General features: G+C 40.9%; 29 protein-coding genes. 21 read left to right on the forward strand and 8 right to left on the reverse strand.

Features of this window, described 5'->3' with window-relative positions:
• Positions 1–47: 47 nt before the first annotated feature.
• From pepQ to FW757_RS18820, 13 genes are all read left to right on the forward strand, one after another.
• Positions 48–1,370, forward strand: a complete 1,323-nt coding sequence (gene pepQ / locus FW757_RS18760; protein WP_446441567.1) for a Xaa-Pro dipeptidase — start codon at positions 48–50, stop codon at positions 1,368–1,370.
• 68 nt (positions 1,371–1,438) lie between these two features.
• Complete coding sequence (locus FW757_RS18765) at positions 1,439–2,053, forward strand: YigZ family protein (protein WP_182740625.1); 615 nt, start codon at positions 1,439–1,441, stop codon at positions 2,051–2,053.
• 51 nt (positions 2,054–2,104) lie between these two features.
• Entirely contained in the window at positions 2,105–3,556 is a 1,452-nt protein-coding gene (locus FW757_RS18770; protein ID WP_182718503.1) for a TrkH family potassium uptake protein, read from the forward strand.
• Positions 3,557–3,606: 50 nt separating this feature from the next.
• Positions 3,607–4,287, forward strand: coding sequence for a flagellar brake domain-containing protein (locus FW757_RS18775; RefSeq protein WP_446441568.1), 681 nt, complete (start codon positions 3,607–3,609; stop codon positions 4,285–4,287).
• A 452-nt stretch (positions 4,288–4,739) separates the two neighbouring features.
• Positions 4,740–4,952: a calmodulin gene (locus FW757_RS18780; protein ID WP_145241748.1), complete on the forward strand. Its 213-nt coding sequence runs from the start codon at positions 4,740–4,742 to the stop codon at positions 4,950–4,952.
• Between the two features lie 77 nt (positions 4,953–5,029).
• Positions 5,030–5,248 (forward strand): calmodulin, encoded by a 219-nt coding sequence (locus tag FW757_RS18785; protein WP_145241750.1) that lies wholly within the window; start codon positions 5,030–5,032, stop codon positions 5,246–5,248.
• 148 nt (positions 5,249–5,396) lie between these two features.
• Positions 5,397–5,609 (forward strand): calmodulin, encoded by a 213-nt coding sequence (locus tag FW757_RS18790; protein WP_145241752.1) that lies wholly within the window; start codon positions 5,397–5,399, stop codon positions 5,607–5,609.
• A 148-nt stretch (positions 5,610–5,757) separates the two neighbouring features.
• Entirely contained in the window at positions 5,758–5,970 is a 213-nt protein-coding gene (locus FW757_RS18795; protein ID WP_145241754.1) for a calmodulin, read from the forward strand.
• 182 nt (positions 5,971–6,152) lie between these two features.
• Positions 6,153–6,746, forward strand: a complete 594-nt coding sequence (locus FW757_RS18800) for a DUF998 domain-containing protein (protein ID WP_182740627.1) — start codon at positions 6,153–6,155, stop codon at positions 6,744–6,746.
• A gap of 29 nt (positions 6,747–6,775) precedes the next feature.
• Entirely contained in the window at positions 6,776–7,246 is a 471-nt protein-coding gene (locus FW757_RS18805; protein ID WP_182718499.1) for an OsmC family protein, read from the forward strand.
• A 506-nt stretch (positions 7,247–7,752) separates the two neighbouring features.
• Positions 7,753–7,965: a calmodulin gene (locus FW757_RS18810; RefSeq protein ID WP_145241758.1), complete on the forward strand. Its 213-nt coding sequence runs from the start codon at positions 7,753–7,755 to the stop codon at positions 7,963–7,965.
• Positions 7,966–8,049: 84 nt separating this feature from the next.
• Positions 8,050–8,262, forward strand: a complete 213-nt coding sequence (locus tag FW757_RS18815; protein WP_145241760.1) for a calmodulin — start codon at positions 8,050–8,052, stop codon at positions 8,260–8,262.
• A 67-nt stretch (positions 8,263–8,329) separates the two neighbouring features.
• The gene (locus FW757_RS18820) at positions 8,330–8,545 is read left to right on the forward strand and encodes an EF-hand domain-containing protein (RefSeq protein ID WP_182718498.1); all 216 of its coding nucleotides are present in this window, start codon (positions 8,330–8,332) and stop codon (positions 8,543–8,545) included.
• A gap of 69 nt (positions 8,546–8,614) precedes the next feature.
• On the opposite strand, the gene FW757_RS18825 is transcribed toward FW757_RS18820, so the two are convergent.
• From FW757_RS18825 to def, 5 genes are all read right to left on the reverse strand, one after another.
• Positions 8,615–10,765: a TonB-dependent siderophore receptor gene (locus FW757_RS18825; protein WP_446441569.1), complete on the reverse strand. Its 2,151-nt coding sequence runs from the start codon at positions 10,763–10,765 to the stop codon at positions 8,615–8,617.
• 199 nt (positions 10,766–10,964) lie between these two features.
• Positions 10,965–12,341: a Trk system potassium transporter TrkA gene (gene trkA, locus FW757_RS18830; RefSeq protein WP_064668279.1), complete on the reverse strand. Its 1,377-nt coding sequence runs from the start codon at positions 12,339–12,341 to the stop codon at positions 10,965–10,967.
• 17 nt (positions 12,342–12,358) lie between these two features.
• Positions 12,359–13,648: a 16S rRNA (cytosine(967)-C(5))-methyltransferase RsmB gene (rsmB, locus tag FW757_RS18835; RefSeq protein ID WP_145241763.1), complete on the reverse strand. Its 1,290-nt coding sequence runs from the start codon at positions 13,646–13,648 to the stop codon at positions 12,359–12,361.
• A complete protein-coding gene (fmt, locus tag FW757_RS18840) occupies positions 13,641–14,594 on the reverse strand; it encodes a methionyl-tRNA formyltransferase (RefSeq protein ID WP_182740630.1) in 954 nt (317 codons plus the stop codon). Before fmt ends, rsmB begins: the two co-directional genes overlap by 8 nt.
• 26 nt (positions 14,595–14,620) lie before the next feature.
• A complete protein-coding gene (gene def / locus FW757_RS18845; RefSeq protein WP_145241766.1) occupies positions 14,621–15,127 on the reverse strand; it encodes a peptide deformylase in 507 nt (168 codons plus the stop codon).
• A gap of 118 nt (positions 15,128–15,245) precedes the next feature.
• Between def and FW757_RS18850 the strand changes: the two genes are divergently transcribed.
• The 6 genes from FW757_RS18850 (at position 15,246) to hemF (ending at position 20,145) form a co-directional block, all read left to right on the forward strand.
• Positions 15,246–16,367, forward strand: a complete 1,122-nt coding sequence (locus tag FW757_RS18850) for a LysM peptidoglycan-binding domain-containing protein (protein ID WP_446441570.1) — start codon at positions 15,246–15,248, stop codon at positions 16,365–16,367.
• 29 nt (positions 16,368–16,396) lie between these two features.
• Positions 16,397–17,479 (forward strand): DNA-processing protein DprA, encoded by a 1,083-nt coding sequence (dprA, locus tag FW757_RS18855; protein WP_182794751.1) that lies wholly within the window; start codon positions 16,397–16,399, stop codon positions 17,477–17,479.
• Between the two features lie 22 nt (positions 17,480–17,501).
• The gene (locus FW757_RS18860; RefSeq protein WP_446441571.1) at positions 17,502–17,975 is read left to right on the forward strand and encodes a DUF494 family protein; all 474 of its coding nucleotides are present in this window, start codon (positions 17,502–17,504) and stop codon (positions 17,973–17,975) included.
• 73 nt (positions 17,976–18,048) lie between these two features.
• Positions 18,049–18,621 carry a DNA topoisomerase family protein gene (locus tag FW757_RS18865; protein WP_182718494.1) on the forward strand — a complete coding sequence of 191 codons (573 nt, stop codon included), beginning with the start codon at positions 18,049–18,051 and terminating at the stop codon, positions 18,619–18,621.
• A 37-nt stretch (positions 18,622–18,658) separates the two neighbouring features.
• On the forward strand, positions 18,659–19,225 hold the full coding sequence (locus FW757_RS18870) for an L-threonylcarbamoyladenylate synthase (protein WP_182718493.1): 567 nt from the start codon (positions 18,659–18,661) through the stop codon (positions 19,223–19,225).
• A 2-nt stretch (positions 19,226–19,227) separates the two neighbouring features.
• Positions 19,228–20,145 carry an oxygen-dependent coproporphyrinogen oxidase gene (gene hemF / locus FW757_RS18875; RefSeq protein ID WP_182794752.1) on the forward strand — a complete coding sequence of 306 codons (918 nt, stop codon included), beginning with the start codon at positions 19,228–19,230 and terminating at the stop codon, positions 20,143–20,145.
• A gap of 50 nt (positions 20,146–20,195) precedes the next feature.
• Here the strand turns inward: hemF and FW757_RS18880 are convergent, their stop codons facing one another.
• Positions 20,196–21,797, reverse strand: a complete 1,602-nt coding sequence (locus FW757_RS18880; protein ID WP_182718491.1) for a methyl-accepting chemotaxis protein — start codon at positions 21,795–21,797, stop codon at positions 20,196–20,198.
• 99 nt (positions 21,798–21,896) lie between these two features.
• Positions 21,897–22,334, reverse strand: coding sequence for a group II truncated hemoglobin (locus FW757_RS18885; RefSeq protein ID WP_145241782.1), 438 nt, complete (start codon positions 22,332–22,334; stop codon positions 21,897–21,899).
• A gap of 67 nt (positions 22,335–22,401) precedes the next feature.
• Here FW757_RS18885 and aroE point away from each other — a divergent pair, with 67 nt between their 5' ends.
• Both aroE and FW757_RS18895 read left to right on the forward strand, forming a co-directional pair.
• Entirely contained in the window at positions 22,402–23,226 is an 825-nt protein-coding gene (aroE, locus tag FW757_RS18890) for a shikimate dehydrogenase (protein WP_145241784.1), read from the forward strand.
• Complete coding sequence (locus FW757_RS18895) at positions 23,223–23,477, forward strand: DUF1488 domain-containing protein (RefSeq protein ID WP_149983192.1); 255 nt, start codon at positions 23,223–23,225, stop codon at positions 23,475–23,477. Before aroE ends, FW757_RS18895 begins: the two co-directional genes overlap by 4 nt.
• On the opposite strand, the gene FW757_RS18900 is transcribed toward FW757_RS18895, so the two are convergent.
• The gene (locus tag FW757_RS18900; RefSeq protein WP_182740636.1) at positions 23,474–24,007 is read right to left on the reverse strand and encodes a gamma carbonic anhydrase family protein; all 534 of its coding nucleotides are present in this window, start codon (positions 24,005–24,007) and stop codon (positions 23,474–23,476) included. The genes FW757_RS18895 and FW757_RS18900 overlap by 4 nt on opposite strands.
• Between the last annotated feature and the right edge of the window lie 300 nt (positions 24,008–24,307).

The raw sequence follows: 24,307 nt of genomic DNA on the forward strand, positions 1-24,307 counted from the left end.
GTCTATGTTAGACTTGAAATAAGTTAAATTTAACAGATGGGTTTTCTATGGATAAATTAGCCGTTTTATATGCCGAACATATTGCAACACTGCAGCAGCGTACTCGTACTATTATTGAACGTGAAGGATTAGAAGGTTTAGTGATCCATTCTGGACAAGCTAAACGTCAGTTTTTAGACGATATGTATTATCCGTTTAAAGTTAACCCGCATTTTAAAGCTTGGTTACCGGTCATCGATAATCCACATTGTTGGATTGTTGTAAATGGCAGTGATAAGCCAAAACTAATTTTTTATCGCCCAGTCGACTTTTGGCACAAAGTGCCAGATGAGCCACGAGATTTTTGGGCTGATTACTTTGATATCGAGCTATTATTACAGCCTGATCAAGTTGAAAAACTATTACCGTACGATAAAGCGAAGTACGCTTATATCGGAGAATACCTAGAAGTAGCCCAAGCGCTAGGCTTTAGCATTATGAATCCAGAGCCGGTGCTCAATTACTTTAATTACCACCGCGCTTATAAAACTCAATACGAACTTGAATGCTTACGCCAAGCTAACCGTATTGCGGTTGATGGCCATAAAGCGGCGCGTGATACCTTTTTTAACGGTGGCTCTGAATTTGATATTCAGCAAGCGTATTTAATGGCTACTCGCCAAAGCGAAAACGAAATGCCGTATGGCAATATTGTTGCGCTTAACGAAAATTGCGCTATTTTGCACTACACTCATTTTGAGCCTCAAGCCCCAAAGGCACATCATTCGTTCTTAATTGATGCTGGCGCTAACTTTCATGGTTATGCTGCAGATATAACTCGTACTTATGATTTTAAAAAGTCGGGCGAGTTTGCCGAATTAATTGCCGCAATGACACAACACCAAATTGCATTGGGTAAAGCATTGAAACCAGGCTTGTTATACGGTGAACTGCACTTAGATTGCCATCAACGTATTGCTCAGGTGCTTAGTGATTTTAATATTGTTAAGTTACCAGCTGCTGAGATCGTTGAGCGCGGTATTACGTCGACTTTCTTCCCGCATGGACTTGGTCATCATCTTGGTTTACAAGTACATGATATGGGTGGTTTTATGGCTGATGAAAAGGGTACACATCAAGCCCCACCTGAAGGTCATCCATTCTTGCGTTGCACGCGCTTGATTGAGAAAAACCAAGTATTCACGATTGAACCTGGTTTGTACTTTATCGATTCATTACTTGGCGATTTAGCGCAAACTGACAATAAACAGTTTATTAACTGGGAAAAGGTTGAAGCGTTTAAATCATTTGGTGGTATTCGTATCGAGGACAATATTATTGTTCACGAAGATAGCTTAGAAAATATGACCCGTGATTTATCGTTAGATTAATTATCAGGTGTTAAAAGTTGGGGCCATATGGCCCCATTTTTTGCTTCATTATTTGGGTTTATTAAAGAATGTCAGAATATAAGTACCCAGCAGCAACCGTTTTTCATCAAGAAGAAATAAAAAAAAGCACCTTTATTGTGCATATCGCTCATACGCCAGATTTAGCCTCGGCAAAAGCGTTTATCCGTGAGATTGAAAGTAAATACAGTGATGCTCGTCATAACTGTTGGGCGCATGTTGCAGGCAATCCAGGTGGTAGTCATGTTTATGGTTTCTCTGATGATGGTGAACCAAATGGTACGGCAGGAAAGCCTATGCTTAATGTGTTAATGGGCTCTGGGCTTGGAGAAATCACTGCTGTGGTTACTCGTTACTTTGGCGGTATAAAATTAGGCACTGGCGGATTAGTCAGAGCATATGGTGGCTCGCTAAATAATGCCTTGGCACATTTAACAACCACATTAAAAGTTCCTAGTGTTGAGCTGGTGGGCTGTAGTGATTACAGCACGCAAGGAGCGATAGAGCAGTTACTAAAAACGCAATATCAAGTACTTAACATAGAAAAGCAATTTACTGCTAATATTGAATGGGTTATCACTATAGATAGCCGCCAAGCCACACAAGCCATAAAAGATATTTATGATTTGAGTCATGGCGCGGTTGAGTTAAGTATTAAAGAGTAAGACAATAGCATTCACGCACTAATCATTACTTAATAAAAAAGCGATAGCTCAATGCAATTTCGTACCATCATAAAAATTCTCGGCCAATTGGTTGTACTGTTTAGTATCACTATGGTGCCGCCGGCAATTGTATCGCTCATTTATAAAGATGGTGGTGGTGTGCCATTTGTCCTCGCATTTATATTCAGTGTAATTATTGGCTTAATTGCTTACTACCCTAACCGCCATGAGCATGGGGATTTGAAAGCACGCGAAGGCTTTTTAATTGTGGTGCTATTTTGGTTAGTTCTAGGGGCATTCGCATCTTTACCGCTGATTTTTTTACAAGAACCTAATTTATCCTTAGCAGATGCGGTATTTGAAGCGTTCTCAGGTTTAACGACGACAGGAGCAACTGTACTCACGGGCATTGAGTATCTTCCTAAATCGGTATTATTTTATCGTCAGCAATTACAATGGTTTGGCGGTATGGGGATAATCGTACTTGCGGTTGCGATACTACCCATGCTTGGTGTGGGTGGTATGCAGCTGTATCGAGCTGAAATTCCCGGGCCTGTTAAAGACTCCAAAATGACGCCACGTATTGCCGATACCGCAAAACATCTTTGGTATATTTATGTGTCGTTAACTACGGCGTGTACTTTGGCATATTGGGCTGCCGGAATGAATTGGTTTGATGCCATTTGTCATTCATTTTCTACAGTTGCAATAGGCGGATTCTCTACTTACGATGCTTCTATGGGACACTTTGACAGTCCATTAATCAACTTTATTTGCGTGATATTTCTAATCATCGCTGCCGTTAATTTCACCTTGCATTACGCGGCTGTTTCGAGTCGAAATCTCAGGGTGTATATCCGCGACCCTGAGTTTAAAGTGTTTTTGTTTATTCAACTAGCGCTGGTGATTGTGTGTTTTACGGTACTGTCGTCCAATAATATATATGCAAACGGTGACGAAACGCTCGATCAGGCATTATTTCAAGCGGTATCAATTAGTACTACTGCGGGTTTTGCCACCGATAATTTTTCAGCATGGCCGTTGTTCTTGCCTATTTTACTGATATTTTCGAGCTTTATTGGTGGTTGTGCGGGTTCAACCGGCGGCGGTATGAAAGTAGTTCGGGTGTTTTTACTTTATCTGCAAGGAATACGTGAGCTTAATCGGTTAGTGCATCCTCGTGCTATTTACTCTATTAAACTTGGTCGTAAGGCATTACCAGATAAAGTAGTTGAAGCCGTATGGGGATTTTTCTCTGCTTATGCGTTGGTATTTGTCATTATTATGTTAGCGTTAATGGGCACCGGTATGGATAACATAACGGCGTTCTCAGCCACCGCAGCTTGCTTAAATAACCTCGGCCCTGGTTTGGGGGATGTTGCGTCGCATTATGGCGCTATTAGTGATGGCGCTAAATGGCTATTAACCATTGCGATGGTGTTTGGGCGATTAGAAATATTCACCTTATTAGTATTGTTTACACCGACCTTCTGGCGTGGTTAATTTGTATAAAAGCGATTACTTGTACAAGGTTATTTATAGTTGGAAAGGAAATGGCAAAAACAAGACAACAGTTAAACTTAGACAACCTTGCCTATATTAGTGCTGGTAGCGTAGTTGATGTCGAAATCTTAACACCCACAGCCAGCAAACGAGTTAAAACTGAATTTGTTGGTTTATTGCATGAGCGTTTTGTGATCTTAAATTACCCCTCAGCAAAGCGTTTAGGTAACGCGGGGGAATATTTAAAAGATGGTGTTGTGGTGATCGTCAGAGCGGTGCTTGAAAGCGGTGGTGGGCAAGTTATAGCATTTCGTCAGCAGGTTATGTCAGTGTCGTCGCACCCGGCACGGCTTATTTATTTAAATTTCCCAACTGAAGTGCAATTATTTAGTTTACGATCACAAACTCGTATTCCCACATTATTAGCTGCAAAAATAAAGTTTAATGACGAACGCGAGATGCAAGGAGTTATTAAAGATATCTCAGTAACTGGGGTGATGTTTGATGTAAAAAGCAAAGCTGATCTCAGTGAATTAAAAAATACTCAGTGTCATATTATGCTCGATAAAAATAATAAAGGTGTTACTGAGTTTAGCGGACAAATATGCAGTGTTAAAAGCCATGCCACTAGCGCGCAGTTTGGTATTCAACTAACGGCAAGTGAAGACGAGATGAAAATTTTCATGAAAGACCACTTTATTGACCTTACAGTGCTTGAGCCGCTGGTGTAAATTTGTGCATATTCGCTGTTTTGCGACAAAATAGCGGATATACCGTAACCTACCTTAAAGAACTCTAAATTTATTTTTATTGTTATTAATTATCAGTAACATAGATTTTTTATTTATTTCAGTTGCTAGTTTTCAGCTGGTTAATTTCAGTGCCTGTCACTTTTCTTGCCTATAAAAATATAAATACGAACACTGTAAGTACTGATCTGTGTCTTTTCTATTAAACCTAATCAATTGATTTTTATAAACTATATTTTATAGGTGGTTTACGTGTTGCTAAAAAGCAACAAAAAACACCGTAAATAGCCAGTCAAAAGTAAAATTTATTTTTAACAATTTGATTTTAAAGATTTTTTAAAATGTGGCATCGAAGTTGTAATAGTCTAGTTGTACAGAACGAAAATGTGATTAGCACATCGTTCGAAACCATAAACATTGAAGGAATATTTATTATGAACACATTAAATAAAACGTTGGCACTTATTGCTCTAGCATCTTCTTCAGCCGCATTTGCTGCAACAGACTTTGACACATTAGATGTTGATGGTAATGGCGCAATTAGCCAAAGTGAAGCTTCAGTTGATGCTGAGCTTATGAGCCAATTTGCAGAGCTTGATACCGACGGTAACGGCGAACTTTCAAAAGCAGAGTTTTCAAAAGCTTAATGTCGCTTTTTGACAGGGAAAAATGAAAAGGACTTCGTAACACACTATTCATCATCTCAGGTGAAAGGAGATAACCAATGAACATACTAAATAAAGCGATAGTACTTATTGCATTAACCTCTTCATCAGCAGCATTTGCTTTTGAGGCGTTAGACTTCGATACCCTTGATGTTGATGAAAATGGTGTGATCAGTCAAGTTGAAGCCGCAGAAGATGCTGAGCTTTTAAATAGATTTGCAGAGCGTGATACTGACCAAAACGGTGAGTTATCAAAAGAAGAGTTTTCAAAAGCTTAATAATTTAATACTGAGTTTATCCTGAGTTGCCAAAGACAACCTAAGTGGGCAAGGAACCCATGATAAAGGATAACAAGGAAGACTTTACTCGCATTGAAAACCAGTATTGAGACAAATTTTTTGATAGTACATTGAAGGAATATTAATTATGAACACATTAAATAAAACATTAGCACTTATCGCACTGGCATCTTCATCAGCGGCGTTTGCTGCTACCGATTTTGATACGCTAGATGTTGATGGGAATGGAGCTCTGAGCCAGCAAGAAGCATCAATGGGTGGTATTACATCTACAACATTTGCAGAGCTTGATACTGACCAAAACGGTGAGTTATCAAAAGAAGAGTTTTCAAAAGCTTAATAACCTAATACTGAGTTTATCCTGAGTTGCCAAAGACAACCTAAGTGGGCAGGGAACCCATGATAAAGGATAACAAGGAAGACTTTACTCGCATTGAAAACCAGTATTGAGACAAATTTTTTGATAGTACATTGAAGGAATATTAATTATGAACACATTAAATAAAACATTAGCACTTATCGCACTGGCATCTTCATCAGCGGCGTTTGCTGCTACCGATTTTGATACGCTAGATGTTGATGGCAACGGCGCAATCAGCCAAAGTGAAGCATCGGTTGATGCTGAGCTTATGAGTAAATTTGCAGAGCTTGATACAGACGGTAACGGTGAGCTCTCAAAAGCTGAGTTCGCAAAGGCCTAATTATAGCTTCCGCCTACAAGGAATTTTAAAAGGACTTTTACATTGATTACGTTCAAAAGCAGCCAATACCCCCGGGCTGCTTTTTTTATGCCTGTGTGCTTCCTGTGCGGTTAAGTATATTATTTACAACATAAATACATCAGCTTATTATCGTGGTATTAATTTATACATGGAAGTTGCTAATGTTAGAGATTATTAGTTTATATTCAGCACTAAGCGCGAGTATATGGATTGTTGCTGGGGTGTATATCGCTGGTAGGTGTTATCCAAACTATAGTCATGCAAAGCAATTTTGCAGCGAGCTCGGTGCTGCTGGCAGTCCCACGGAAAAACTATCCCCGCTTATTAATAACTATCCTCTTGGATTACTATTTTGTTTATTTGGTTGGTATGTCGTACAACTGGAAAATACCGCTATATTAATTACGTTGGTCGGTTGGCTTGTCATGATTCATGGTGTGGGTACCTGGATTGCTGGTTACTTCCCTATGGATGCGGATCCTAATACTAAAAACCCTACTTTGAGTTGCCAAATACATTCTTGGGCTGGCTTGGTAATGCTGCTGTCTTTGCTGATTGCGCCAATTTTTGTTGCTGTAAGTTCATATACCAGTATTTCATTTCGGCTTTTTTCAATTTTGTGTGTGTGTATTGCCTGTTACTTTTTAGTTTTGTTGACGCAAGCATTTAAGCAAAAAGGCAGTGTAGGCACTTATCAACGATTAGCTTATGGTGTGCAGTTGTTGTGGTTGAGTGCATTTTCGTTGGTGCTTTAACCGTAAAATAATTTTTAATGGGAGTTTCAATGTCTGAATATGTAGCAAGTGTTGTGTGGTCTCGCCAAGCAGAAGAGTTGTTTATCGATAATAAATATAGCCGAGGTCACTTGTGGCAATTTGATGGTGGGGCAACTATTGCTGCATCCTCCTCACCGCATATCGTGCCACTGCCATATTCTGTGGCAGAAAGTGTCGACCCCGAAGAGGCATTTATTGCGTCATTGTCGAGCTGCCATATGTTATTTTTCTTATCTATTGCGGCAAAAAATAAGTTTATAGTTGATAGCTATCAAGATGATGCCGTTGGTTTGATGCAGCGCGCTAGTGATGGGCGTATGTCGATGACTCAAGTAACTTTAAAACCATGTGTGAAGTTTGCCGAAAATGAGCAACCTAGTGCAGAGCAATTAGAAGAAATGCATCACCAGGCTCATGAGTTATGTTTTATCGCCAATTCGGTGAAAACACATATTGTGATTGAAATTGTTGGTGCTTAATTAAATTGTAAGAATACCCAGAGCAGTTAAAACTGCAATATCGTTGCTATTGTTTCGCATAATGGCAACAAAACACGAATTTTCATAAACTAACTGCGTTTTTATTTTTTACTTACCAAAATAAATTTAATTTCCCCTTACAATTCAGATTGTTAATTTATGAAAAAAATTTAATTTTTATCAGTTAAAGTTGCTGTTCAGTTGCGGTTAGGGTACTCATCTTTGAAAAAAACACTATTATCAGCATAGTTTATCGAGTTGTGTCATTTTTATAACTATTAACCATTTGATTTATATGGTTTTATAGGTTAACGCATAAATCTTGTTGCTAAACTGCAACAGAATAGTCCTTCTAAATTCCACGAAAACATCAAAATACAATGTAACTCAATGATTTTTAATGGTAATAAATTGTTGGCACCGAAGTTGTAATACTCTAGTTGTCTTGAACGAAACGGTGATTATCACTTAAGTTCACAACCATAAACTTTGAAGGAATATTTATTATGAACACATTAAATAAAACATTAGCACTTATCGCATTAGCTTCTTCATCAGCAGCATTTGCAGGTACTGACTTTGACACCTTAGATGTTGATGGTAGCGGCACGATCAGCCAAAGCGAAGCGGCAGTTGATGCAAAATTAATGAGCCAATTTGCTGAGTTAGATACTGATGGTAATGGTGAGCTTTCAAAAGCTGAGTTTTCTGAAGCGTAATCGCTTATTTTCATACAAGGATCTTTGCAAAGGACCTGCGCATTTGATTAAGCAAGCACACTAAATTTTGGAAGGAAGATAATTATGAACACATTAAATAAAACTTTAGCACTTATCGCGTTGGCATCATCATCAGCTGCTTTTGCAGCAACTGACTTCGATACTCTTGATGTTGATGGCAATGGTGTAATCAGCCAACAAGAAGCATCTGCTGATGCGACTATTTCAGCTAAGTTTGCTGAGCTTGATACTGACCAAAACGGTGAGTTATCAAAAGAAGAATTTTCAAAAGCGTAATTTCAGTTTCCACAAACAGGGATCTCTGAAAAGGATTTCTTTCTTTTAAATTATTAGGAATAACACTATGAAACATATTAATACAGCACTTGCTATTTTTGCCTTAGCGGCTTCATCAACTGCGTTTGCAGCAGTTAGTTTTGACACATTTGATACTGATGGAGACGGCGTGATTAGCCAAAAAGAAGCCTCTGTGAATGCACAGTTAGTTGAAATTTTTGCTGACTTAGATACAGATCAAAATGGTGAGCTATCGAAAGAAGAGTTTGCCAGAGTACAATAAAACGTACAGCACAGTACCAAAAAAGCAGCTTCATTAAGCTGCTTTTTTGGTTAACTTGAAGGTGGCTTGCTATAAACTGTAGTCAAATTGCAGTGAAAATTTTCGCGGGTTACCATAGCGGTATTGATTATAAAAACCGATTTGGTTGTAATAAATTTTATCAAATAAATTATCAATATTAAGGCTAACAGTCATCTGCTTATTAATTTGATAGCTGGCCATTAAACTGGCTATACCATAGGCTTTTTGTGCAACTTCAACCGTGCCAAATGCAGGGTTTTTTACATCATCGTAGCTGCGACTCTGCCAGCGATAACCACCGCCAATTTTTACGCCCTGTAAGCTATCGCTTAATTGATAACTAGTGAATAACTTAAACTGATCTTTTGGATTGATGGTATTTAAAGTTGTGCCATCTGGTCTTTCACCTTTACTGCGAGTATAGCCAAAGTAAGCATCCCAAGTATCGCTTATCGCGCCATTGAGTTCTAGTTCAAAGCCTTCAGTAATGGTGCCATCAATCGCTTGGTAAATATCTTGGTTAGTTCCTGGAATTGTTGCACCGGTATATTCTCCCCAGTTATCTTGATGGATTTCAAAACCAGACAGTGACATATCTAAACGCTCATTAAATAATGAGGCTTTAATACCCACTTCGTAGTTTTTACCTTGAATTGGTGCTAAGTAATTACCATTTTCGTCCACACGGCTTTGTGGTGTGAATATATCGGTGTAATTGGCATACAGCGCCCAGCTGTCGTTTAACGCATAAGTGGTACCAAGATAATTGGTCGGTTCATTATTCAACTCGTAATCATGCTTGCTACCAAAACTGTCTTGTGTGGTTTGCCATTGATTTAAACGACTACCCAAAATAATAGATAGCGCATTAGTTACGTTAAACTGTGAAGCAAAATAAAGTGCGCTTTGCTTTGTCGTGCCATACGAGCCATAGGCAGGTGTGGTTTGCCAGTTAGGTTTTGGGTAGTCATAATCTGTTGCAGTAAAGTCGCCAATGACAGTCGGTGGCTGTTGGTTTGCAAAATAAGGCGTTGAAAAATCTTGATCTTGGTTGTTGTAACCAAAAAGCAATTGGTGGTTTTGCCCAAACCAGTTAAACCTACCTGCTAGCTCTATTTCATAGGTTCGTTGTATTCTTTTCGCATCAATATAATTTACTGAACCGGGCTTCATGCCTATATTCGTTTGTGAGTCAGGGTTACCTGTCGCCCAAAAAACATCGTAATGTAGGTCATTATTACCATATATATAGCTCGCACTTAGCTGCCAATTAGCATTGAAGTAATGCTCAATACTCATAAAGCTATTCAATGCTTTAGTTTTTGAAGATGACCAATTTGGCGCTGTTGAAGTTTCTCGGTCATAGTTAGTACGGCTGCCATCGCTATAAAAAATAGGTAGTCCACCCGACATCGTGCCTTTTGGGTCTGTGGTTTGCGTATCAACAGCAAAAGTTAACAGGGTACTATCAGTTAGGTCAGCTTCAACAATACCGTATAACGTGGTTTTTTCTTGGCTGAACCTGTCTTGATATGATTGCTGATCTTGATAGGCGAGTACGGCACGCGCACGCACGGTTTCACTGCTATTTAAACTACCCGATGCATCAACCACACCACGATAGTTTTGCCAAGAACCAACCGTTGCAGAAATATTTACTTGGTTATGCACAGTAGGGCGCTTACGTATTAAGTTAATTGCTGCTGATGGATTACCTGCACCGAGCATTAACCCTGTGGCACCCCGGACGACTTCAATGCGTTCAAAAATTGCTGTGTCTGTTAAATTATCGCCGTAATTAAAGCGGGTATCGTAGGTTGTTGCTATGCCATCATATAAAATACTGGTAACACTGATACCGCGCGCTGAAATTGAATATTTACCATTATCGGCCTCTCTTGCATTGATGCCGGTTACGCTGGTGATGGCTTCAATAGCACTATTTAATTGTTGATCGGCCATAAATTGACTGGTGATAGCGATAGCTGATTGCGGAGTTTGCAAGTTGCTGAGATCAAGCCCTGTTGCTGAGTTCATTGCACTTACTTTGTAGCCGCTATCTTGCTGGCCCACGATGGTTAGTTTTTCAATGTCGTTTTTAGCTTCGGCATTTGCATTCGTTGACAGTCCACACACAAGAATACCAATAACACTGCAATATGTAACACAAAGAGGGGTGTTTAAAGTTGGGTGTATCATTTGAAGAAATCCATTTATATTAAAAAATGTGAAATTAACTTCTCACAGAAAGAGAAAACGCTTGATTATCAAACAGCGTGAGAGTAATGGATTTGGGTACAGAAGTAAATGCTTTTGAGATTGATTTTCATTTGCATGTGTTGGAGGTGGAAATTCACCTTTCGATACAGTTGCTTTGTGTCGAAAGGTGAGGAGTAACTTAGAGAAAGATAGCGCTAACTTGGAACAGTTTTTCAACTACGTTGATATGCTTTTTATCGATCAAGAACATAATGACGTGATCGCCTGAGTGAATTATCGTGTCGTCGTGGGCAATGAGTACATCATCATTACGGACAATCGCGCCAATCGTGGTACCTGCAGGCAGCTTAATATCAGCAATTGCACGGCCGACAACTTTAGAGGTATGTTCGTCGCCATGGGCCACCGCCTCAATGGCTTCTGCTGCGCCTTTACGTAATGAATACACATTAACAATATCACCGCGGCGAACATGGGTAAGCAGGGCAGAAATCGTGGCTTGCTGTGGTGAAATGGCAATATCAATTTCGCCACCTTGCACTAAATCAACATATGCACCGCGCTGAATAAGCACCATGGTTTTTTGCGCACCCATGCGTTTAGCGAGCATGGCTGACATAATATTAGCTTCATCATCATTGGTTACCGCGATGAATACATCAACTTGTTCGATGTGTTCTTCTGATAACAACTCCTGATCTGACGCATCACCACAAAACACCACTGTATTATCAAGCATTTCTGATAACTGCTCAGCACGTTCTTTATTTCGTTCAAGCAATTTTACGCTATGATTCTTTTCCAGAGAGCGAGCAAGCCCAGCACCAATATTACCGCCACCAGCAATCATAATTTTTTTGTATGAACGCTCTAATTTCTGTAGTTCATTCATTACTGCACGAATATGTTTGGTGGCAGCGAGGAAGAACACTTCATCATCCGCTTCAATTACTGTAGTACCCAGTGGTTTGATTGCTTTACCTTGGCGGTAAATCGCGGCAACACGAGTTTCAACATTAGGAATATGCTCTTTTAATGCTGACAATGCATAACCGACTAACAATCCGCCGTAGTAAGCCTTTACCGCCACCAGCGAGAGCATGCCATCGCCAAACTCTAAAACTTGTAACGCACCAGGATAATCAATCAAGCGACGAATATACTTAGTCACTAGTTGCTCTGGAGCAATATAGTGGTCAACAGGTAAATCATCGTTTTGAAAGAGCTTTTCGCGGTACTTTAAGTATTGCTCAGAACGGATCCGAGCAATTTTAGTCGGCGTATTAAAAATACTATACGCGACTTGGCAAGCGACCATGTTCACTTCATCTGAACTGGTCACTGCGATGATCATATCGGCGTCTTCCGCACCGGCGCGGCGTAATACATCAGGGTGGGCACTATGACCTGTAACACCCTGTAGATCGTATTTATCTTGTAACTCACGTAATCGGTTGCCATCAATATCAACAACCGTGATTTCGTTTTGTTCACCTACCAGGTTTTCAGCGAGTGTACCGCCTACTTGTCCTGCACCGAGTATGATTATTTTCATGGTTTACTAAAAGCTTCTTATGAGTGTGTTTTTATAAGCTTGGCATAATAAAATCCGTCACTCTCACCAGGCAGTAACTGCAGCCCAGGGTTGCTTGGGGTATCGTTATCATGTAGCGGGATATGTTCAACATCGTTATTATTTGCTAAAAATTTAGCGACTTGCTGTTGGTTCTCTTGTGGTAATACTGAGCAGGTTGCATAAATTAGCGTGCCACCTGGTTTCAATAATGGCCAAATGCTATTGAGAATATCGCCCTGGAGTGTCGCTAGATCATTGATATCTGATGCACGACGTAGCCATTTGATATCTGGGTGACGACGAATTACACCCGTTGCAGAGCAAGGAACGTCTAATAGAATACGGTCAAACTGTTGCTCATCCCACCATTTGTGTGGTTGCGAAGCATCGGCACATTGTAAATCAGCGCCTAAGCCAATTCTTTCAAGGTTTTGCTTTACACGTTCAAGGCGGGTGGCATCGCTATCAAGTGCCAGTACATCAGCATCTGCGAGTTCTAGAATGTGACAGGTTTTACCACCGGGTGCTGCGCAGGCATCTAAAATATGCTCGTCAGCTTTTGGATCTAACAAGCGTGCTGCAAGCTGTGCTGCTGCATCTTGTACTGAACATGCGCCGGTGTCGAATTCAGGCAAGGAAAACACATCGCGCGGTTTATCCAGCTTAATACCATCAGGGAAATCAGGATTGAGTGTATGTTCAATGTCATTAGCAGTGAGCATTTCGCTATATTCAGCGGTGCTATATTGCGCTTGGTTAACACGCAACCACATTGGTGCTTGCTGCTGGTTCGCTTCTAGTAGAGCTTGCCAAGAGTCAGGGTAAGCTTCAGTTACTTGTTTGATAAACCAGTTTGGGTGGTTGTATAAACACACTGGTATTTGCTTGGCTTTTTCTTCAAGCTCTACTTGCTGGCGCTGAAAGCTGCGTAAAATAGCGTTGATCAAGCCTTTTAAACCCAATGCGCGCAGTTGTTCTAATGCATTAACCGTTTCGCTAATGGCTGCATGCGGTGGAACCCGCATATGTTGTAGTTGGTAAATGCCCACATACAGTAAGAACTGGAATATACGGCGCTTACCTTTAAGTGGCTGCTCAACTAAATGTTGACAATAATTTTCTAAACTTGGTAAATAACGCAGTACGCCGTAACAAATTTGCTGTAATAACGCTTTATCTTTAGGTGGTAAACCTTGGCTGGCAAAAGGCAGCTCTTGATTTAATGAGGCGCCTTTATCAACCACGTTATATAAAGTTTCGGCGGCAAGCGCCCTGACATTACTCATTGTGTTCGCCTATTCGTGTGCCAGGAGTTACCCAGTCTGCTCGACCATTTAAAAAGTCAGTAATGGCCATTGGCTTTTTACCTTGTGGTTGTACTTGAGTGATATTAAGTGCGTTAGTACCACAGGCAATCACAATGCCGTGTTTATCGCTTTGTAATACCGTTCCTGCCGTGCCTTGCTGGTCAACAACATTAGCTTGATAAACTTTTACAGTGTGTTCACCCATTTGAGTAAAACAGACCGGCCATGGATTGAATGAGCGGATATTACGCTCTATTTGCGCTGCGTCCATCGACCAATCAATATTTGCTTCGTCTTTAGATAGCTTTTTAGCGTAATTGGCAAGCTCGTCATTTTGTACTTGCGGGGTAATTTCGCCATTAGCTAACTTAGTAATGGTGTCTATTAGTGCGCTTGGGCCTAAATCGGCAAGCTTAGCGTATAAACTTGCACTTGTTTCAGTGGCGGTAATAGGGCAGCGGCTAATATGCAGCATGTCGCCGGTATCTAGGCCTTCATCCATTTGCATTATGGTGACGCCAGTCTCTTCATCGCCGGCCCAGATAGCGCGTTGAATCGGCGCGGCACCACGCCAGCGCGGTAAAATTGAGCCGTGTACATTTAAACAACCAAGCCGTGGCGCCTCTAAAATTGCTTTTGGTAACAGTAATCCATAAGCGACCACGATCATAAGGTCAGCATCTAAGCTGCTTAGTTCAGCCAGAGCGTCGTCACTTTTTAATGAGGCAGGTTGGAACACTGCTAACTCATTTGCCAGTGCTAGCTCTTTCACTTCACTGGCTTTGAGTTTTTTACCGCGCCCTGCTGGACGGTCGGGTTGGCTATACACGCCAACAATTTGATGCTCTGAGTCGATAAGAGCTTGTAAATGGCGCGCAGCAAAGTCTGGCGTACCGGCAAAAATAATGCGTAATGGTTGTGTCACTGAACTTCCTAATTATTACTAAGGTATTATTGCGCTGCTAACTTAGCTTCTTTTTCAAGTTTTTTACGAATACGTTGGCGCTTTAACGGTGATAAGTAATCGATAAATAGTTTACCCTGTAAATGGTCAAGCTCATGCTGGATGCAAATTGCTAATAGCTCATCAGCATCTAAACTAAACTCTTCGCCATTTTCGTTTAATGCGGTCACTGTTACAGTTTCTGCGCGGTCAACTTTTGCATAAGAGTGTGGCACAGATAAACAGCCTTCTTCACTTACCGTGGTGCCATCTTGTTTAGTGATTGTCGGGTTGATCAATACTAACGGTTCATCACGTTCTTCTGATACGTCAATGACCACAATACGTTGATGAATATCGACTTGAGTCGCAGCTAATCCAATGCCGTTTTCATCATACATAGTTTCCAGCATGTCTTTTACAATTTGGCGAATTTGGTCGTCAACTTGCACCACTTCTTTTGCTATTGTACGTAAACGCTCATCTGGAAATCTTAAAACTTCTAACCTAGCCATAGTAACCTTTTTCACTTGTGCTTAATTTAGGGTATTGTATGCTCTTATTTTAGCCATTCGCGTTCACCTTTAACAGGTTTTGGTTGATAATAATGAAAAAACACCACAAGGAAGCTCAATGAAATACCCATTACTCGCGGCAATGTTGGCATTAAGTGCTACTTTCCCATCCTTAGCAGATGTATTAACTATAAAAAAAGATGCGCCTAAACAATACGTTGTGAAAAAGGGCGATACACTTTGGGATATTTCAGGAGTTTATTTGCAAGAGCCTTGGCAGTGGCCGGAACTTTGGCAAATGAATCCACAAATTAATAATCCACACCTAATTTACCCAGGGGATGCACTGTCTTTAATCTACGATGAGCACGGTAATCCACGTTTGGTGATTAATCAGGGTTATAAAAAGCTTTCTCCACATGGTCGAATTGTGCAAAAAGGTAAAAATGCGATCCCTACGTTACCTCTTGAGCTGCTGCGTCCTTACCTAACCTATGAGCAAGCACTAAATGCTGAAGACATTGCCGATAAACCTTATATTTTAGGAGCCAATGTCAACACTAAAATGAATACCGAAGGCCATATAGTTTATGTTAAAGGTGAGCTGAAATTACACGAGTCATATGCTATTTACCGCAAAGGCGAAGCATATGTTGATCCGCAAACGAACGAAGAGTTGGCTAATAAAGCACAATTAGTGGCGGTGGGTCGTGTATTTAGAAAAGGTGATATTGCCAATGGTGTACCTGCTTCAGTTAAAATTGAACAGGTAAAGAGAGAGATCAAAGCGGGTGATTTTTTAATGCCTGCGATAGAAGGTCAGCTATTACCTGCGTATTTTAATATTCACCGTCCTGAGCAGCCAGTGCAAGGTGAAATCATCGCATCAGTGAGTGGATTACGAGAATTCAGCACAATGGATATTGTAGTGCTAAACTTAGGGTCAGAGCAGCATATTAAAGAAGGCCATATTTTAGATATTGAGCGTCAATCACCGACTGTTTTTGATGGTCGCAATGGCCCACGTTACAAAGAAGATTCAAATAGCCTTGAAAAGTTAGTAACAAACGCCAACGAATTTTTTGGCGTTGAGGCAGATGCCGACACGACTGTGTGGCATATGCCAAAAGAACAGGTCGGGCAGCTAATGGTGTTTAAAGTTTATAAAAACGTTAGTTATGCCTTAATCGTAAAAAACCAGCACCCAATCCGAGTCGGTGATTTTGCAGTTATAAATTAATTCAGGTTTGAGTGCTCTAAGGAGGGAGCATGAAAGATTCATCAGGCAAGCTAACCCATTGGCTTGCCTTTTATTTATGTAAAGGCTTAGGTGTTAAAACCTTATTGGCATTGGCACAAAAACTGCCATTAGATGATTTGTTTGAGCTGACTCATGAGCAGCTTACCGGTCATGGTTTAAGCCCGCAGGTCGCCACTAATTTACTGGCAACCGATTGGCAGCAAGTTGACTATTATCAACAGATAATTGTTAACTCACAGATAACCGCAATTGATTACTTCGATCCTCACTATCCACCATTATTAAAAGAAATTGCTAGCGCGCCTTTATTGCTATTTTGCCGAGGCAATTTAGAGTTATTGACCAGTCCGCAAATCGCTATTGTTGGAAGCCGCAATGCCACGCCAATCGGTTTAGAGATCGCCGCTGAATTTGCTCATCAACTCACTGTGGCTGGATTAACGGTAACTTCCGGAATGGCGCTTGGTATTGATGGTGCTGCCCACAAAGGAGCGCTGGCGGGCAATGGTAAAACCATTGGAGTGCTTGGTACTGGAGTGGATGTTTATTATCCTAAACGGCATAAGTTACTCACCGATCAAGTATCCGAACGGGGGATGTTGGTGAGCGAGTTTTTACCCGGTACAGCCGCTAATGCTAATAACTTCCCAAGACGTAATCGTATAATATCTGGTTTGTCATTAGGTGTGTTGATTGTCGAGGCTGAAATAAAAAGCGGTTCGCTTATCACCGTGCGTTATGCGCTGGAGCAAAACAAAGAAGTTTTTGCAGTGCCTGGTTCAATTAAAAATCCACTCTCTGAAGCCAGTCACTTTTTAATTAAACAAGGTGCAAAGCTGGTGGAAAATGTCAGTGATATTCTCGACGAAGTGAGCTTTTTCTGCGAAAACAGTCTATATACTATAGAAGAAGCAACGGTTGATGAACCTGCCTGCGAAATACTAAACAGTGTTGGTTTTGAAGTAACAGCTGTTGATTTAATTGCTCAGCGTAGCCAGTGGCCAATAGATAAAGTGCAAGCACGTTTACTTGATCTTGAATTGGAAGATAGAGTAGAGCGTGTATTAGATGGCTATATTAGAGTTCGATAAGCTTAGTGTGGAGGAAAGTAACATGTTCGATATCCTCATGTATCTGTTTGAAAACTACATTCACAGCGAAGCCGAAGTCTTTGTTGAGCATAATGAACTCACTGACGAATTATTACGTGCCGGCTTTAATAAGCCCGAAATATACAAAGCACTTGATTGGCTTGAGCAGCTTGCTGACTTGCAGCACAGTGATGAATTCCCTTATTTAAACCGCCTCCCACAACATGCGATACGTATTTTTACCGATAGTGAATGCCACATACTGAGCGTAGAGTGTCGGGGCTTTTTAATGTTTTTAGAACAAGTCGGAGTGATCAACAGCGCAACGCGTGAAATGGTTATGGATCGTTTGTTCGCATTAGATAAATCTTATATATCACTTGATGATTTAAAATGGGTGGTACTTATGGTGTTGTTTAATGTGCCAGGCTCAGAGCAAGCTTATGCGCAAATGGAAGAACTTATTTTTGATGAGCCGGCAGAGGTAGTACATTAAGCAAGTGCTGCGCTTGTATCTTTAATTAGTTTGGGTATATTAGGCGAAAATTAGCCAGCTGCTTAGGGAACACATGAGTAAAATCGACCAATCGCTTTTTTCTGCAAATCAACATGCCTTAGAAAAAGAATACGAAGTGTGCCCTAAATGCGGTTCAGAGCTTGTGATCCGCAACAGTAAATCAGGTCCTTTCCTTGGCTGTGCGAGTTACCCCGAATGTGATTTTATTCGCTCGCTTGCTCAACATGATACTCAACAAATCAAAGTACTTGATGATAGCCCTTGTCCAGAGTGTGGTAATCCGCTAGTAGTGAAGAATGGCCGCTATGGTATGTTTATTGGCTGTACGGGTTATCCTGAGTGTCACTACATTGCTCATGATGAGCCTGAGCCAAATGAAGAAGTTTTACCTGCTTGCCCTAAGTGTAAAAAAGGCCAGTTAGTGGCGCGTAGTAATAAATTTGGTAAAACATTTTATTCATGTAATAGCTATCCAAGTTGTAAATACACACTCAATCACAAACCAGTTAGCCATATCTGCCCCGCGTGCCAATGGCCAGTAATGATGCAAAAGCAAATGACCAATAGTGTTGTGCTACAATGCCCTCAGAAAAGTTGCTCGCATAAATTCACGGTGAGCGAATAATTACCGGCTTTAATTTTATTGTATTTGGAGATTTTCAGTGACTGATACTACCTCAGTTCCTTTAACAGCCCTTGCTGCTGTGTCGCAAGGCGGGGTTATTGTTTACCCAACCGAAGCTGTTTATGGCTTAGGCTGTGACCCCGATAATCAGCAAGCTGTGGAGCGCTTACTTGCAATAAAGCAGCGGCCCGTTGAGAAAGGCTTAATTTTAATTGCCGATAATTATGGGCAATTATTAAAGTATGTTGATGATGCAAAAATTCCGATGGATAAACGCGCTGATATTTTTTCCAGCTGGCCCGGCGCAATTACTTGGGTTATGCCAGCGGCTAAAGGTACGCCTAAATGGTTAACAGGACAATTTGATAGTATTGCTGTGCGTGTAACTAATCACCCAACAGTAAAGCGCTTATGCCAAGAATTAGGCAAACCTCTTGTGTCTACTAGTGCTAACTTATCAGGACATGATACGGTCACTAGTATTGCAATGGCTAAAAGTGAGTTTGGCGAGCTGGTGGCATTTTATGTAGATGAACCACTCGGTGGTAACACGCAGCCTAGCACTATTAAAGATGTAATGACCGGCAAAGTATTTAGAGGATAACCATGCACAGCAATTTACTCGAACAAGTAAAAACCTACCTGATGGCCTTGCAAGACACAATTTGCCAAGGTTTAGAGCAAGCTGATGGCCAAGCCAAGTTTGTAGAAGACAGTTGGCAGCGCGAAGAAGGCGGTGGTGGGCGAACTCGTGTTATTCGTGGTGGCAATGTGATCGAGCAAGGTGGGGTGAACTACTCGCATGTGTTTGGTGCTTCAATGCCGGCATCGGCAACTGCGCATCGTCCAGAACTTGCTGGTCGTAGCTTCCATGCCTGTGGTGTCTCGCTAGTGATCCACCCAAACAATCCACATATTCCAACGAGCCATGCTAACGTACGCTTTTTCATTGCAGAAAAGCAAGGTGAGGAGCCTATTTGGTGGTTTGGTGGTGGTTTTGACTTAACGCCATTTTATCCTGAGCTTGAAGATGTTCAACATTGGCATCAAGTCGCGCATGATTTATGTGCGCCGTTTGGAGATGAGGTTTACCCTAAATATAAAAAATGGTGTGACGAGTATTTTTACCTAAAACATCGCGATGAAACGCGCGGTGTCGGCGGTTTATTCTTTGATGATTTGAATGAAGCCGGGTTTGAGCAAAGCTTTGCCTTTATGCAAGCAGTAGGCAATGGCTTTTTAGATGCTTATTTACCTATTATTGAACGTAGAAAAGCAACCCCATTTACTGAGCAGCAACGAGACTTCCAACTTTATCGTCGTGGCCGTTATGTTGAATTTAACTTAGTGTGGGATCGTGGCACTTTATTTGGTTTGCAAAGTGGCGGACGTACAGAATCAATATTAATGTCGATGCCGCCGCTAGCGCGTTGGGAATATAACTATATACCCGAAGAAGGCAGTGCTGAAAATAAGCTATACGCTGACTTTTTAAAACCAAGAGACTGGTTAGGGCTAGCATAGTAAGCAGGCTGCCAGTCAATATCTGGTTTATTGACTGGCAACTTTAAGTATTACATCAATTTAAAGCTTCTTACTTGCTCATCCAGTGAACGCGCTAGATTTAACAGCTCCTCACTTACTTTTTGGTTATCGTTAGCATCCACTAATGACCGCTCAGCGTTATCACTAATACCAATAACACTCCTATTTATTTCCTCTGCGGCTAAGTTTTGTTGTTCTGTCGCGTCGGCTATTTGAATATTAAGTTGATTTATTTCATTCATCTGCATAGAAATATCTTTTAAAGCTTGAGCAACATTTTTTACTTGTTGCGCTCTAGCATCAGCCTCCTCACACGATTCACCCATGGTTTTAACCGTTTGCGCCGCTTCGGATTGCAGTTTGTCGATTGTGCGACGAATTTCATCGGTGGATGCATGAGTACGAGTTGCCAATGTACGTACTTCATCAGCCACCACAGCAAAGCCCCGCCCAGCTTTACCTGCACGTGCGGCTTCAATCGCAGCATTAAGAGCTAACAAATTGGTCTGTTCAGCAATACTGCTAATCACTTCGAGTACTTTTCCTACCTCAAGTGTTTGTACTTGTAGTTGACTTACTTGCGCTGCAGCTTGGCGAACATCGTCTGCTAATTGATTAATACTGAGTTCTGTTTGTTCAGCAACATGCATACTTTGTTGTGCCAGTTCATTACTGTTTTCTGATTTTTCAGAGGCAAAGTGAGTGGTGTTTTTTACTTCATTAGAGGAGCTCTCTAGTTCGTTTATAGCAGCTGCCACGGAGTCTGTATTTTTCTTTTGCTCTAAAATAGCGCGCTCAGTAGTATCCGCTGAGGTATAAATTTTTTCTGCTGAGTGGATCAATATTTTTGATGAATGAGATACTTGAGCAATATTATCTTTAAAGGTAGCGATCATCTTATTAAAGCTGGTGGCGAGCCAACCCAGTTCATCTTCAGCGCTATCGTCAATTCGCAGGCTTAAATCTTTGTTGGTTGTAGCTAAATGCATAGCATGACCTAGCTTTTTAAGGCGTACAATAAAAATTTGTCTAAACATAATGCCCAGTAATACAAAGGCAATAATAAAAATAATAGAGAGTAATGCGGTATTTACTAGGGTGTTGTAAGTCACCGCATTATCAATATCAGCTAATGAGTAACTAATTTTAACTACGCCGAGTACATCACCTTCTTGTGCTTGATGACAGCCAAGGCAATTAGTGCCTTTATAATCGCTACTGGCAAACATAGGGCGCAGAAAAGTCATACTGCGGCTATTATTTTGCTGATCAATTAGCAATGTTTCCTTGCCTTTTAAAGCCTCGCGTTCGATATCGTTGCTCGGCGCTTGATTTTTATTGCCCGGCCCATAAAGTTTATTAACAATTGGGGAGCGAATAATATGCGCATCTTCAATATTTGGGTGCTTGCGTAGTTTTTGGCTTAATAGCTCTCTATTTGCCATGGTGCCTGTGATCATCAAAGTATTGATAGAGTCAAAGTAGTTATCAGCAAGAAGCTTAATATTTTCTGCAACAGTGTCTTGCGCAAGCGTTCGTTGTTGGCTTGAGCTACTAAGAATACTGGCAATTAACACAATAATGCCTGTTAGGGCCAATAGGGCATAAATTTTATGTTGGATTGATTTCACACGCACGACGCTTTTTCTAAATATTTGACCACGTATTATCTATATTTAAAAAAAGGCCGTTTTGACTTAGCGCAAATAACGTGCAGTTAAAGAGAAGTGCTAGTGCTGATTAATCATATGACTGGCAAGTTGTGCCAAAGATTTACGTAACCCTTCTCGTAATAAGGGATTATCAATTTCCGCGTCTAACGCTTTATTCATGCAATACATCCATTGATCTCGTAAATCTTGATCAATTGGAAAAGGCATATGGCGTTTACGCAGCATAGGGTGACCATGTTTTTCAACAAACAAGTCTGGGCCGCCTAACCACCCTGATAAAAACTCAAAAAACACTTGGCGAATACGGTCCAATGGTTGAGGATGCATATCATATAACGGTTTAGCGTATTCATCGCTGGCCATAATGTCGTAGAATCGATTCGCAAGTGCTAAAGCACCAGCTTCTCCACCCATCAGTTGATAAGGTGTTTTTTCTGGCGTTGGTGCTTGCTGTTGTTCTGGTGGTTTCGATTTTGAAAAGAATCGTTTAATCATAGTTTTATCATCATTAATTAGCAGTAAGTTACGAGGTAATGTTACTGCACAAAGAGGTTGCTCAAGTATGGACAAATATGCAGTTTTTGGAAATCCTATTAAACATTCAAAATCCCCTGCGATACATCAGCAATTTGCAACCTCATTGGGCGAACAAATCGAATACAGCGCAATATTAGCACCGATTGATGGTTTTAAAAAAGCCGTGGCCGATTTTTTTGCCACAGGCGGTAAAGGAGCTAATGTTACAGTGCCATTTAAAGAGCAAGCATTTGCGCTAGTTGATGAGCGAACTGAATTGGCAACCATTGTCGGAGCAGTAAATACTATTAAGTTATTAGATGATGGGCGCTTGCTAGGTGACAACACCGATGGCATTGGTTTTGTGAACGATCTGCTTGCGAATCAGGTTACCATTAAAGATAAACGGGTCTTACTTATAGGTGCCGGAGGCGCTGCACGTGGCGTGGTTTTACCGTTATTGGCACAACAGCCGAGTGAAATCATTATAGTCAATCGTACGGCAGCAAAAGCTAAGGAACTAGCTGAATTATTTGCCCAATACGGTAATGTAACTGGCTATGGTTTTGATGATTTGCCAGTAAGTGATTACTCGCTAATTGTAAACTCTACATCTAGCAGTATGCTTGGTGAATTGCCTGCGCTTGATAAAAAACACCTTGATGGCTGTGAACATGTTTATGATATGTTTTATTCACAGCAAAATACGCTGTTTATGCAATGGGCTCAGGGCTATAAGGCTAATATTAACGTACTTGATGGAAGTGGCATGCTAGTAGGGCAAGCTGCACAAGCCTATTTTGTGTGGCGCAATAATATGCCTGAAATACTCCCTGTTGTTCGGGCATTAAAAACCGGAGAGCTTGCATGAACCAAGCAATCCAATTTATCGACCGATTTGAATTTAACGTACAATCCCAGCAGTTAACGTTTTTTGCTCAAGTAAGTGGCTTAATGGTTGAATGTGTCATTGACACACACACGCTAGCATTGGCAGACCAACAAGCTGCAAAGTTACATTTTGAACAGGCGCGTTTTGACTATGAAGATATAGCCGAGCAACTAATCGAGAATGAAGAATATAACTCGGCAGGACAAATCATTGTTTCAGTGCTGAGTTAATCCTCAGCTAGATACTCATCTTTAAGCTCAACATAATTAGTTGCTGATATTTTTAAAAAACTCAGCTCTTGCTCGGTTAAAGGGCGCGCCTGCTTTACTGGACTACCCACATAGAGAAAGCCCGATTCCAAGCGCTTGTTTGGTGGAACTAATGAACCGCCACCAATTATCACATCATCTTCAATAATGGCATTATCCATTACAATCGCGCCCATGCCGACTAAAATACGATTACCCAAACAACAGCCGTGCAACATAACCTTGTGACCAACGGTAACATCATCACCAATAATTAATGGATAACCATCTGGGTTACTTTTACTGGCACGCGTTAGATGTAACACGCTGCCGTCTTGCACGTTAGTACGTTCACCAATGCGTATATAGTTAACGTCCCCTCGTGCTGCTACTAACGGCCATACACTACTATCTTCACCTAATGTGATATCACCAACTAAAACAGCCGACTCATCTATATAAACAGACTGGTTAAAACGAGGAGTAATTCCTTTATAAGAACGGATTGCCATAAAACACCTAATAAATTAAGAATAAGTTCAATAGTAAGAGGTAAATAGTGTAGCAGTAGAGCCTATAAAATGGCCAGCTAGGATCTGTGCTGTATACTAAACTAGCACTTTTGAGCTGTTTAGCGCGTAAATTGAACGAACAGCACTTTATTTCAAGTTTTCTTTAAAAAACGCTTGCGTAAAATTCGCCGCGCCCTATAATGCGACCCCACTGAGACGGCAGCAGGCAACGCTTAAGCTGCAAGAGTTAATCAGTTAGTCGAGTAAAACTTAAGTTTAGATTTTTAAGAAAGTTTAAAG

The sequence above is a fragment of the Pseudoalteromonas sp. 1181_04 genome (genome assembly GCF_052850545.1).